Raw genomic sequence first — 13198 nt, 5'->3', positions numbered from 1 at the left:
TAAAAGAGTCTTTTTTTATATTTAAAAGGTGTTCGTTGTCACAAAATGTGACAACGAACACCTTTTAAATGTTTTTATTGATATTTTTATATCTAATCAGAAACTAAAAGAATGTAAGCAATAACTTAAAATATCAATGCACATACAACAAGTATTAAATAGTTAAAAAAATTATAAAACAATAAATTAAAAATTATATTTCAAGCCCCCTATAACATAACCGTGTAATGCTGTTGTTGATGTTTCTTCAATTCCCACCTGGCGTGTATATGTATTTATATACTGAAAGGAATTGAGATTCAAAATATTACTAAATTGTAAATTGTACTCTAAGTTTGATTTTTCCATTCTATATGAAACCTGACCGCCAACTAAAAAATTTCTAAGTGTATTTTGTTCAGTTTTCTGAATAAAATATTCTCCTAATAAATTTCCGATCCATTGTTTTTTTATAATCGTTCTAATCCCCAAAGATAATTTTACATTATCTTGTTTAGCACTAGTACTGTAAAAACTTTGATCAAATACTCCTTTTGTATAGGTATATCCTAAATCAAACTGTACAGGTTTATTTTTAAAGTTGGTAGAAATCTTTTGAGAAATTTCGAAGTTTTTAATGGTCGAAGTATTTTCATTACCATTTATAAAATTAATATTTTTAACTAGAGTACTTGTTAATTTTGTTTTAAGTATAAAATTTTCACTAAATCGCCTGTCGCCTGTCAATAAAAATAACAAACGATCATTATACATCCCTGTCGTATTTTCTATTCCTGTAAATGTACCATAATTGATTGTATTGGTGGTGAAGTTAGGTTTGGTTTTATCGTACATCAGCATAAGAAAAAGACTATTCCCTTTTTCAAAATTGAACCTATGCCAGGTAAATTTATAGGTTTTTATATTACTTAAAAAAGAAGGTATAATACCTGCATTTTGGAAATAAGATAAATCTTTAGTATAAAATAGATTATTCTGCAGAATTTTTAAGGTGGGCAGCTCATACCTTGAATTATACTCTAGCTCAAAATCATTACTACTTTGATTGAATCTTATATTAATTCTTTTTTCAAGGTAATGTTCTTCAAAATCATTAACATTGAGAAAATGAGAGGTTAAAGCAGCAGATATATCAAATTTTCCTATTTGCTTATATATGCTTAGACCATTAATGTAACGATATATTTTTAATGTTCTTCTTTCATTGCTTTGTAATACCCATTCTATAAGTTCTGAATCTTCACTTTTATAAGAAAAGCCAGAATGAAAATTGAAATTAATAAACTTATTTTTATTCTTTACATAAAAATCAAATGCATATCGATTTGACTGAATTGTATAGTTCTGAAATAATAAACTACTATTTGTCTGGAATAAACTGTTATCAGAATACATATTCAGATCTGCTGAATACTTCTGGTTCAACTCGCTGAAAGCTAGGACAAGTTTTGAATTATTTAAATCCTTATTCCAAGATAGAAAATTGCTGAATGTAGTGTTTTTTATCAAATCATCAATTTCGTAAAAGTTATTGTTTTCGGAATAGCGATTTGTATTCTGACTAAAATTATCTTTTGTAGGATTGTAACCAAAGTTATAGTATAAGAAACTGTTATCAGAAAAACTATTTTTGATTTTAACTTGGGTTGTTCCTAAAAAACCTTTATTACTTTCTGATTTATGTTCAAAGAAACTAAAATCCTGTGGTTGTCCTTCAAATGCAGTTCTTTTTGTAGCAGAGAATTTTTCAAGCTGTGCATTGTTGAAAATAGAAAAAGCAGTAATAATGAAATTCTTTTTTGATTTGGAATATTGCAATGCGCCAAATTGATTGCTTTTAGATTGTACCCTTCCATCGTTATTAAGAAATGTAGGAATATCTATATTGTTGTTACCGGTGTTATCTATATCTTCCTGCGTATTCATTTCATAAAAATCCGTAAAGCTAATAGGGTCTTTAGCAATATTATTAAAGTCTGTTATAAGAGCTAAATTTCCTAATTTACCGAATTGAAATAAGTTAGTATGACTTAAATACGAGTTTTTAGTGCCATAGTTACCTTCTATATTCCCTGTAATTTTTCCTTTATACTCATTTTTCAATTTCAGATTAAGAGCAGTTGAACGGTTTCCGTTAATGGTGGTATAGTTTTGCCAAAGATCAATCCCTTCAATCATTTCAGCCGAAATGTTCTGGGTTGCCATTTTATGATTCTTCCCAAAAAACTCGTTCCCCTCTACTAAAACCTGTCCTACCGCCTTTCCCTTATAGGTTACTTTTCCGTTCTCATTAATGTCTAACCCAGGAAGTTTTTTGATAAGATCTTCCGTAGTTCTTTCTGTACCATCTCGTACTGCTTTCAGATTAAAAGCAATGGTATCCTCTTTGACAGTAGCAATTTTAGGACGAGATTTTATTTCTACGGTTTGTATAGTGGTGATCTGTGGCTCTAAGACAATACTATAATTTGTTTTTTCTGTTGTATTAATTTCGACGATTTTTGTTTTATAGAATAAAGATGTAAATTTTAACGAAAAAATTCCTTTTTCTGAAGCTTTGAAATTACAGATGCCCTTATTATCTGTTTTTTGAAATTCTATGGTTTTTCCATCCTTTAAAAGTTGTGTATTGACTTCTAAGATAGGGCTTCCGTTTATTTCTTTCACTTCGATATTAATATTTTGTGAAAAAGAATAACTAAAAAAAAACAGGATAATAAGGGTTAAATATTTAAAACTCATCATAAGTTAATGTTTATATACATAACCATTTCATAAAATCTTTCATTATAAAACTTACTATTGATGAAACACATTAATCACTGCAATTACAAATTAATATTATTTTCTGTCTTCTTTACCTTTTTGCTTTCTTCTATAAACTCACCCATTTTTTTAAAGAACTCTTCCTCATTTAGCACCTTAATTTTAGGATTTAAATTTTCAAAGTCTTCTTTTTTTGCTTCATTACTTACCTTGGTAGCATAAACAATGTATTCGGAGGATTCTATTTTTAGAACTAAACCAGGCAGATTACCATATGCATAAGGACCTGCACTTACAGGAATATCCTCTGTATACCATACTTTTGTGAGAACCCCTTTATCTGATGTAAGTTCTGCTAACTTACATTTATATTTTTCGATATACTCCATATCATCTTTATACTCTACTTTAGAAAATTTTGGGATATAATTATAATAATATTCATCTCCATGAAAATTAAAATATTGATAAAACCCTTTATCACCTTTTATATGATATATCTTCGTTTGTATATCTTTATATTCAGTTTTTGGTCGTATGGTTGTTTGTTCATCGACTTTTTTGCTTTCCTCCTCGTGAGTAATAGATGTTTTAGGAATACTTTTGTAAAAAGTATTTCCATCTAAAACATATAGTATTTCTTTTGTAGGCTTTTTTAACTCTTCTATTACTTTATTTTTAAATACATCAGAAGATTCAGCTGGTAATGAGCTATTTAAATCTTCTTTTATGATACGATCATATTCAACTTTTAAATTTTGAGCCTGTAAATTCATAAGGACTAAAGAAAATACAAATGATAGAAAGCTTAACTTCATTATAAACGAATGTCTGTATGTGTTTCTTTTACTTTTTTAATTTCTTCAAGGAAACTATTTCTTGCTTTAGAGAACTCCTCATCATTTAATACTTTTAATTTAGGATTTAAGTTCTCAAATTCTGAACTTGTACCATCATTAGTAATTTTTGTAGCATAAATAACATATGCCGGAGAATCAACTTTTAAAACCAAACCAGGAAGATTATTAAACATATATGGACCAGCACTTACTGGTACATCTTCAGTATACCATACTTTGAATAGACTTCCATTAAGAGTTATCTCAACCAATTTACATTTATAATTTTCAATTAATTCAGTTTCATCCTTATACTCAATTTTATCATATTTAAAAGTAGCGTAATGATAAAATTCATTATCGTTATAATTATGATATTGATACAGTCCGTTATCGCCTTTTTTGTGATATATTTTGACTGGAGCTTGTGTGAAAGTATTTTCTTTCCTTTTTACTGTATTTTCATCGACTTTTTCAGTCTCTCCTACATAATTAATATCGGGATTAGGAAAATTTTTGAAAAATGTATTGCCATTTAGAAAATACAAAGTGAACTTTTGCGCTTTTTTCAACTCATCTCCAACTTTAGCTTTGAAAGAATCGTCACCATTAATAGTACTAAGGGTATTATTTGTATTTTTGTTAACCCGGTCATAGTCCACTTTTAAATTTTGAGCTTTTAGATTTCCTAAAAATAATAAAAGAATTAAGAATATAGTTTTCATATTATTTTCATTTGATTATTACACATATTAAAATCTTTATAAAACAAGCGCCTACTATATAGGCGCTTATTGCTTCAAATTTTAACAACCATACCAGTAAGTATAAAAAGTTGTTTGTGTCTGTTGATATGTATAAACAACTCCCATAACCTCCTCTTGTACGGTGTAAGTTCGTGTTGTAAATACTGTTTTGTGACAGATATTCTTGATTTTCTCAGCTTCTTCCAAAGAGCTTACGCGAATAGTTTTAGACTTTACAACTGCTTTTGTGTTTTTAGAAAAGTATTGTACCTGTGTGCTGCTTTTAGCAAATCCTAAAGTAGTTCCAGCAACTAATACAGCTGCGAATAAAAATTTTTTCATAAATGAAATTTCTGTTTGATTAAAAATAAATTTATAACACTACAAAAAACATTTGTGCACTTGTGTTTTTTCTAATGGCTAAGCTAATTAAATCCCTCCGAGTTGAAAAATACTTTTGATAAAAATATTTTTACTTTTATTAAAAAAATATATACTTTTGAGGAAATTAAATATAAATGACAGAAATGGAGAAAATTATTGAGAAAATTGCCCAACAAAGGAGTAAAAAAGGCTATACTTTTGAAAATATGGCTCACGAACTAAACATTACCCCGGCTGCATATCGTAAAATAGAAACGGGAGAAACCAAATTAAGTGTAGAAAGGCTGATGAAAATATCTGAAATTCTCAATGAAGATTTATCCAACCTTTTGGATATTGATACTAAAAATATATTTAATAATCAATCTAATGAAGGGAATGGTTATGTAGAAACCATCAATAATGACTATAAAGATGTTATTAATGATATCAAAGATACCTACGATAAACTTATTAAGTCTAAAGATGAGCAAATTCTTTTACTAAAAGAACAGATTACTTTTTTAAAAGAGAAATAACAAAAAAGAGCAGAAAATTCTGCTCTTTTTTGTTTTATAATAATTTGATTTTATCGTCAAGGATATCAATAACTTTATCTTTATAAAGTCCGCCAATGGCTTTTTTAAAATTCTTCTTACTCATCTGGAGCTCATCTTTGATCTCTTCAGGAGACGACTGATCGGAAATGTATAGGAGACCGTAATTTTCTTCCAGTTTATCCAGAATTTTCTTTTTAAACTCATCAATATTTTCAAAACCTTCCGGCTGGAGTGAAACATCTATTTTTCCGTCTTCACGGATGGCCTTGATATAACCGGTTTCTTCGGATAAAGGATACAGTTTTTTGAAAACATCAGAACTGTAAATAAGACCTATGTATTTTTTATTGATAACCACATTCCAGCCCAACTCGCTTTCATTCATCATGATAAGATCTACTTTATCTCCTTTTTTGAATGGCAGCTCCTGATATTGCGGATTTCTTTTAAATTTTGTGGTTCCGGTGATGAGTTCCAGGTCTTCATCAACATAAATGTGTACAAGATATCTTTTACCTTCTACAATTTTTGTTTTCTGCTGTTTGTATGGAATAAAAAGATCTTTGATAATCCCCCAATCCATAAAAGCACCACTCGGAAGGCTCTGCACACAGCTCATTACGGCAAACTCTCCCACTTCCGCCAATGGAATTTCCGTAGTTGCCTTCAGTTTGTTGTCATCCTGATATACAAAGACTTCAATTTCATCATCTATTTCTTTATCTTCCTGAATGAAAATCTTCGGCAAAAAAGCTTTTTCACCCGATTCGTCTGTTAAGATCCATCCTGAATTATTTTTATCTGAAATTTTTAAAGCCTGAGTTTTTCCGAGTTGCATTGATCATAAAATTAGTGGGTAAAGGTACGGAAATATAAGCCGAACTTGCAAAAATGAAAAATGGACAAAAAAAAGAGGAAAAACTTCCCTCTTTTAGTTGAACTGATATTTGAATCAAATGTTTTATAATTTAGAAATATAATCCATCAGTTCCTTTCTGCTGCTTTCAAAATCCAATGCTTCTCCAACAATAAAATACTTTTGCTTATCCACACATTTCGGAAATAATGATTTGGCTAAAGCCAGTTTATTTTTATCAAAACTAAGATCTTTTACCAACATACTGATTTGCTCCGAGGTAAACATCGCATGTCTGCCCTGCTGATTGATAAATGCCAGTTTTTTATCATCAAACCAGGCTCTATCCTTCATTGTATCCATAAACTGCTGAAATGTCTGATTGTCCATCACATTAGGATAGCTTATATTTCCGCTGTTTCCGTACGGATTGTTCCAGATATCATTCCAGCTGTTGAAGCCGTAAGACTGAACAGGATAAGAATCCAGCAAAAATAAACCTTCATTGGTAAAAAAATCAAGAACCAGTCTGCTGTTGTTTCTTACATTCAAAGTAGTTCTGTATAATAAATATCCGCTTTCATAGATTGAAATGGGAATTCTTCCTGCCGGCAGATCAAAAAACCGGAATTTCCCTGAATTATTGGAGATAAACTGATCGCCTATTTCCACACTGAAAAATCCCTGTTCGGGAATTCTAAGAAAAACTTCGGAATACCCATATTCCTGATTCCAGCGGTACTGCGGACTATTTGTTCTGAAACCACTATTTCCCTGGTTTCTGAAACCTGGATTATTTTTGCCGTTTACACCGGATTTTTTATTATTTACAGATCCAATTTCAGTTTTGGAAGCTTCATTCTTCAGGAGCTCACCTGCTTTTCCTGCTTCCTGCGCAAATGAAGTGACTGCGAAGAGAAGCAAAACACTTATACATATACTTTTCATAACACTTGTATTTAAAAATACCTTTTCATAAAAAAAGAAGAGGCTTATGCCTCTCCTAATTTACAAATATTTTTAAATGATTGAATTTTTTTAATTCAATATTACATGTGAATCGGTCTTTTTGCCGTAGCATCCAATGCCGCTTCTTTAATGGCCTCTGCATAGGTAGGGTGTGCGTGAGAACTTCTGGCGATATCTTCAGCGCTTGCCCGGAATTCCATTGCAATAACACCCTCTGCGATAAGATCGGCAGCTCTCGCTCCTACGATATGCATTCCTAAAACTTCATCCGTTTTTTCGTCTGCAATGATCTTAACCAGACCATCAACATCACCACTTGCGCGGCTTCTTCCTAAAGCTCTCATTGGGAAAGATCCAACTTTATAAGCAACACCTTCTTCTTTAAGCTGTTCTTCAGTTTTACCGACTCCTGCAACTTCCGGCCATGTATAAACCACTCCCGGAATTAAGTTATAATTAATGTGAGGCTTTTGTCCTGCTAATGTTTCAGCTACAAAAACTCCTTCCTCTTCCGCTTTGTGAGCTAACATTGCTCCTTTAATAACGTCTCCGATCGCATAAATGTTAGCTACATTTGTCTGAAGGTGATCGTTTACTTTCACTCTTCCTCTTTCGTCAAGCTCAACACCTGCTTTTTCCAGTCCGAGTCCGTCTGTATACGGTCTTCTTCCTACAGAAACCAGACAATAATCTCCTTCAACCGTTACTTCTTCTCCTTTTTTATCTTTGGCTGTGATTTTTACCGTATCTCCATTTCTTTCCACTGCAGAAACTGCTGTAGAAAGCATGAATTTCATTCCCTGCTTTTTAAGAACTTTCGTCAATTCCTTGCTTAAAGCGCCATCCATTCCTGGAATGATTTTATCCATAAATTCAACAACGGTAACCTGGGCGCCCAATCTCAAATAAACCGAACCTAATTCAAGACCAATTACTCCACCTCCGATTACCACAAGATGTTTAGGAATTTCTTTAAGGTTTAACGCTTCCGTGGAAGTAATTACTCTTTCTTTATCAATCGTGATGAAAGGCAAAGAAGACGGCTTGGAACCTGTAGCAATAATGGTATATTTAGATTCAATCATTTCTGTAGAACCGTCATTCTTCGTTACTTTGATCTGGGTTGCAGATTCGAAACTTCCGACTCCTTCAAAAACAGTGATTTTGTTTTTATTCATCAGATAGCTGATTCCGTCTGTATTTTGTTTGATGACCTCATTTTTACGCTCGATCATTCTTGCGATATCAGCCTGAGGTTCGTTGATAATGATTCCGTGGCCGGCAAAATTGTGTTTTGCATTCTCAAAATGCTCTGAGCTGTCTAAAAGCGCTTTCGACGGAATACAACCCACGTTAAGACAAGTTCCTCCCAAAGTAGGGTATTTTTCAATAATTGCTGTTGTGAAACCTAATTGTGCAGCACGGATTGCAGCAACATAACCACCAGGACCGGAACCGATTACGGTAACATCGAATTGACTCATGTTATTTTATGAATTTGTTTATTATTAACTTTCTTATGCTTACAAATTTAACGATTAATTATCAGGTGGGAAAGTGAGATTTGTCAAATTTTCTGGAAGAAAGCGGAGTTAAAAACCTTTTCAGCAAAAATCTTTAATATCTTTAAATTTCTCAATGATTTCTTTACATTTTTCATCAAGCAAATTTTTATATTTTGCATCTACTAATTCTAATTTTGAATTAAGTTTCTTAAGATATTCCATATTGTAAAGTTTTCTTTCTTCACCGACAGGATAAAATTGAATTTCGTTATAGAACTTCTCAAAAATATTTAAATCAATATCTAATGGTTGGATATCATTTATTCTTCCAATAAGATAATGCATTTTAAAATATCCGGAATGAATCTCAATTTGATTTGTTATGATAGCAATAGCGTTTGATCGCAATTTTTTAATAAATCTGTAACGTTTCAGCTCTTCAAACTTATTCATATAAATTCATAAGATATCTAAAGATATTATAAATCGGCGCTCAATTTTCCCTGTCCAAATTCTCCTGTGGAATCAAAATAAGAACCTCCGTACACATACCAGTCCAGGCTTTCCAGATATTCTACAGCATTTTCGGGGGTAATTTGTGGCCTGTCTTTTTTAAAAACAATTCCTCTGTACCATCTTCCTGATTTGGAGTAATGTTCAAATTCAACCAGGTAATGAATCCATATTCTCTGGCAAAGCTTACACTGCTGAATGCTTACTTCCGCATGTCTTCCGTTCGTATGGTCAATTCCTAATTCCGAACTTCTGTATTCCGTATAATTTGATGTGGGTTTCTCGCAGGCGCATCCTATTCTCTGGATTTTATTCATGAGGAATTATTATAGTTTGGATAAAATTAAAGGCATCAAAAGTATAAAATAAACTGCATAAGAACAATACAACAGAATCATTTCACCATGCTCAACAGTACCTTTTCATAGGCATCCAGAATAATATTTTTAGAAAACCTGGATTTGATAGAGCTTTTAATCAGATCTTCATCATGATTTTTATGAAGAATTTTTAAAATTTTCTGTGAAAAATCTTCATAATTTTCTATATCGGAAACTTCACCATTAGTTTCATTTTGTATGATTTCGTTAATGCCACCCGGACAATTATTGGCCAGCGAATAGATTCCGCAAGCCCCTGCTTCAAGCAAAACGTTAGGAAATCCTTCGTAGCGCGAAGAGAGAATAAAAAGGTCCGCATATTTCAGGAATTCATATGGATTTTCTTGTCTGCCGTGGAAGATGACGTGTTCAAGACCAAGGAAATCCTTCATCTGATGCAACATTTCGCGGTCTTTTCCGTCTCCCAGAATGTGAAGCAGAATATTTTCATTTTTCAGTCTGGAAAAAACTTTCAGGAGATTATCAAAACCTTTTCTTGCCGATAAATTTCCGATAGCTACTACGTTTTTGTAGTTTAATTTAAAGCTTTCAGGCTTTTGTGCGGAAGCAAGCTTTGATTCAATAAAATCAAAATCTACGGGATTGTTGATTTTAACAATCTTGCTCGATTTTATGCTGAAATTTCTAATAAGATCCCGCATCATATCATCGCTTTGCGCAATAATCTTATCGTAATTATTATAGAAATTATAGAAGAATTTGATTTCCTTTCTGGTGACGTGCCGGGTAACCACATTCGTTTCCCTTGCGATAAATTTTGTTTTCGGAAAAAGCTTGATAAACAATGATAAATATGCATTTACCTCTCCAAATCCGGAAAATACAATATCGGGTTTTCTGCGGTATATTTCCCGCAGAATAGGTTTTAACGAATGCCTGATTCTTTCAGTATTAATGTCAATGATTTCTACATCTCTATTGAGAAATTTCAGATATCCGCCCTGTTTGCGTAACAGCAAAATCTTAGGCTCGAAACGATCTCTGGAAAGATGATTCGCAATGGTGGTAACAATCCTTTCTGCGCCTCCGGTTTCAAGATCCGGCAGAATAAATATGACAGAAATCTTTTTCATCACTGTAAAATTAGTAAAAAGTTTTCTTAACCTTTGATCCTAATCTATAATTAATGATTTTAATGAAAAAAAAGATTTTAATTTTATACTAAATACTTGTCTCTAAAAGAAAGAAACTCCTCGTGTGAAGAGTTTCTTTTTTATTTTTTTCCTTGAAGATACCAGTCTATAAATACTCCAAAAAGAAGTAAAAGGAAATAACATCCCATCAAGAAAATTATAATATACAAAAGATATTTTAATACATCTTTCATTTAGTTGGCAACATCACTTATGAATTTTATTCTCAACATTCTCACCTCTTCATCCGAAAGTTCATCCCCGAATTCATCCAGCAGCACTTTCATACTGTCACTTTCGGATTCGTTCATGAATTCCATAAAACCGTCTACAATATCTTCATCAAAATTATCTTCAATATAATAATCAATGTTCAGTTTGGTTCCCTGATAAACGATGCGTTCCATTTCCTTCAGCAATTCGTCCATAGAAAGATTTTTGGCTCTTGCAATGTCTTCAAGATCAATCTTTTTATCAGTACTCTGAATGATAAAAACTTTATGGCTGGATTTATTAGCCACCTGTTTGAGCACCATATCCTGAGTACGTTCGATGTTATTATCCTCTACATATTTACTGATAAAATCCGCAAATTCTTTACCGTATTTTTTAGCTTTTCCTTCACCAACACCGTAGATTTTGGCAATCTCTTCAACTGTTATAGGATATTGCACCGTCATATCTTCCAGACTCGGGTCCATAAAAACTGTGTACGGCGGAATTCCGTGCTTTTTGGCAACTTTTTTCCTTAATTCTTTTAACTGATTGAATAAATTCTGGTCCAATCCTCCGGCAGACTGCATCTGAACCTGATCACTTTCGGCTTTTGTTTGCGTAAGGTCAAACTCCCTGTCTTCGGCGATAAGGAAAGAATGTTCCAGCTTTCCGTCTAAAACCAGTTTACCCTTTTCAGCAATCTTTAAAACACCGTAAGTTTCAATATCTTTCTGTAAAAAATTCTGAACCGTTGCCTGTCTTAAAATTGTTTTCCAGTGATTATCTTTTTCCTCTTTTCCAAAACCGAAATAAGAGCTTTGTTCCAGCTTATAGGATTTTGTAACAGCCGTTTCCTTGCCGGCAATAATGGAAATCAGATCTTTTGCTTTAAACTTCTCACCCGTATCTTTTATCAGCTGCAGGACTCTTTTAAGATCATCTGTAGCATCTTTCAATTTTGGAGGGTTTGAGGAATTATCACACATTTTCGCGCCATCTCCATTTACCGGATCAAAATTTTCACCGAAATAGTATAAAATATATTGTCTCCTGCTCATGGACGTTTCGGCATAGCCTACTACTTCATTAAGAAGCTGTAACCCGATTTCTCTTTCCGACACCGGTTTCTGAGCCAGGAATTTTTCAAGTTTTTCAATGTCTTTCGGATCGTAAAATGCAAGACAGTAGCCTTCTCCGCCGTCACGTCCTGCCCTTCCCGTTTCCTGATAATAGCTTTCCAGCGATTTCGGGAAATCATAATGAATGACAAAACGTACATCCGGTTTATCAATTCCCATCCCGAATGCAATGGTAGCGACAATCACATCAACCTCTTCCATCAGAAACTTGTCCTGATTGGCTACCCGCACTTTCTGATCAAGACCTGCGTGATACGGTAAGGCATTGATACCGTTTACCTGAAGAAGCTGAGCAAACTCTTCCACTTTTCTTCTGCTAAGGCAATAAACGATTCCCGACTTTCCTTTATTCTGATTGATAAATTTTACAATTTCCTTATCTACATTTACTTTCGGACGTACTTCATAATAGAGGTTCGGTCTGTTGAAACTCTCTTTAAAGACCAGAGCATTCGTCATTCCCAGTGTTTTCTGGATGTCATCCTGAACTTTTGGGGTGGCAGTTGCCGTAAGGGCTATTACCGGGACATCGGCAATTTTATCGATAATGGATTTGAGATTTCTGTATTCGGGTCTGAAATCGTGACCCCATTCTGAGATACAGTGAGCCTCATCTATGGCGAAAAATGATATTTTCACTTCCTTCAGAAAATCCAGATAATCTTCCTTGATAAGAGATTCCGGCGCCACATAAAGAAGTTTTGTTTTTCCGTTTTTTATATCGTCAAAAACCTGTTTGGTCTGTGTTTTGTTTAAAGATGAATTCAAAACATGGGCTACTCCGCTATCAGATGAAAGTCCGTTCACGGCATCCACCTGATTTTTCATTAATGCTATCAAAGGTGAAACCACAATGGCTGTACCTTCGGAAATAAGTGCCGGAAGCTGGTAGCATAAGGATTTTCCACCTCCGGTAGGCATTAAAACAAATATATCTTTTCCGTTCAGAAGGTTTTCAATAATTTGTTCCTGCTGCCCTTTAAAAGTAGAAAATCCGAAATATTTTTTCAATTCGCCTGATAAATTGGCTTTTTTTGCGCTCATCTAATTTTATTGCTAAATTTGCATCTAATCCAAAGTTATGAATTTTTCGCTTAAAATAAAAGCGAACGAATTTATAAAAAATTATATTTATAATAAAAATTCTTTTAGAAATAACGCTTTTTTAATTGATTTTTATATGCTTCATATA

12 protein-coding genes are annotated in these 13198 nt (G+C 32.9%); 1 reads left to right on the top strand and 11 read right to left on the bottom strand.

The annotated features are described in order from the left end of the window. Positions 1-186: 186 nt before the first annotated feature. The 4 genes from ODE14_RS03080 to ODE14_RS03065 form a co-directional block, all read right to left on the bottom strand. Positions 187-2745, bottom strand: a complete 2559-nt coding sequence (locus ODE14_RS03080; RefSeq protein ID WP_263602938.1) for a hypothetical protein — start codon at positions 2743-2745, stop codon at positions 187-189. 83 nt (positions 2746-2828) lie between these two features. Beyond that, complete coding sequence (locus ODE14_RS03075) at positions 2829-3584, bottom strand: GLPGLI family protein (protein ID WP_263602937.1); 756 nt, start codon at positions 3582-3584, stop codon at positions 2829-2831. Beyond that, positions 3584-4330 carry a GLPGLI family protein gene (locus ODE14_RS03070; protein WP_263602936.1) on the bottom strand — a complete coding sequence of 249 codons (747 nt, stop codon included), beginning with the start codon at positions 4328-4330 and terminating at the stop codon, positions 3584-3586. Before ODE14_RS03070 ends, ODE14_RS03075 begins: the two co-directional genes overlap by 1 nt. An 81-nt stretch (positions 4331-4411) precedes the next feature. Continuing rightward, positions 4412-4693, bottom strand: a complete 282-nt coding sequence (locus tag ODE14_RS03065; RefSeq protein ID WP_263602935.1) for a hypothetical protein — start codon at positions 4691-4693, stop codon at positions 4412-4414. Between the two features lie 185 nt (positions 4694-4878). Between ODE14_RS03065 and ODE14_RS03060 the strand changes: the two genes are divergently transcribed. Continuing rightward, positions 4879-5253: a helix-turn-helix domain-containing protein gene (locus ODE14_RS03060; protein WP_263602934.1), complete on the top strand. Its 375-nt coding sequence runs from the start codon at positions 4879-4881 to the stop codon at positions 5251-5253. Between the two features lie 34 nt (positions 5254-5287). Here the strand turns inward: ODE14_RS03060 and ODE14_RS03055 are convergent, their stop codons facing one another. The 7 genes from ODE14_RS03055 to recQ all read right to left on the bottom strand — a co-directional run bounded on the left by ODE14_RS03055 (position 5288) and on the right by recQ (position 13050). Continuing rightward, on the bottom strand, positions 5288-6112 hold the full coding sequence (locus ODE14_RS03055; RefSeq protein ID WP_263602933.1) for a S1 RNA-binding domain-containing protein: 825 nt from the start codon (positions 6110-6112) through the stop codon (positions 5288-5290). A gap of 123 nt (positions 6113-6235) precedes the next feature. After that, positions 6236-7078: a DUF4476 domain-containing protein gene (locus tag ODE14_RS03050; protein ID WP_263602932.1), complete on the bottom strand. Its 843-nt coding sequence runs from the start codon at positions 7076-7078 to the stop codon at positions 6236-6238. Positions 7079-7179: 101 nt separating this feature from the next. Continuing rightward, entirely contained in the window at positions 7180-8583 is a 1404-nt protein-coding gene (gene lpdA, locus ODE14_RS03045; protein ID WP_248393694.1) for a dihydrolipoyl dehydrogenase, read from the bottom strand. A gap of 120 nt (positions 8584-8703) precedes the next feature. After that, positions 8704-9057: a DUF2489 domain-containing protein gene (locus ODE14_RS03040; protein WP_263602931.1), complete on the bottom strand. Its 354-nt coding sequence runs from the start codon at positions 9055-9057 to the stop codon at positions 8704-8706. A gap of 26 nt (positions 9058-9083) precedes the next feature. Continuing rightward, positions 9084-9434, bottom strand: coding sequence for a hypothetical protein (locus ODE14_RS03035; RefSeq protein WP_263602930.1), 351 nt, complete (start codon positions 9432-9434; stop codon positions 9084-9086). Between the two features lie 77 nt (positions 9435-9511). Further along, complete coding sequence (locus ODE14_RS03030) at positions 9512-10591, bottom strand: glycosyltransferase (RefSeq protein ID WP_263602929.1); 1080 nt, start codon at positions 10589-10591, stop codon at positions 9512-9514. A gap of 254 nt (positions 10592-10845) precedes the next feature. Beyond that, complete coding sequence (recQ, locus tag ODE14_RS03025) at positions 10846-13050, bottom strand: DNA helicase RecQ (protein ID WP_263602928.1); 2205 nt, start codon at positions 13048-13050, stop codon at positions 10846-10848. Between the last annotated feature and the right edge of the window lie 148 nt (positions 13051-13198).

This window comes from Chryseobacterium sp. PET-29 (assembly GCF_025736815.1).
Classification (GTDB): domain Bacteria; phylum Bacteroidota; class Bacteroidia; order Flavobacteriales; family Weeksellaceae; genus Chryseobacterium; species Chryseobacterium nepalense.
The sequence above is the reverse complement of the archived record's forward strand: the minus strand, read 5'-3'. Positions and strand labels throughout refer to the sequence as shown.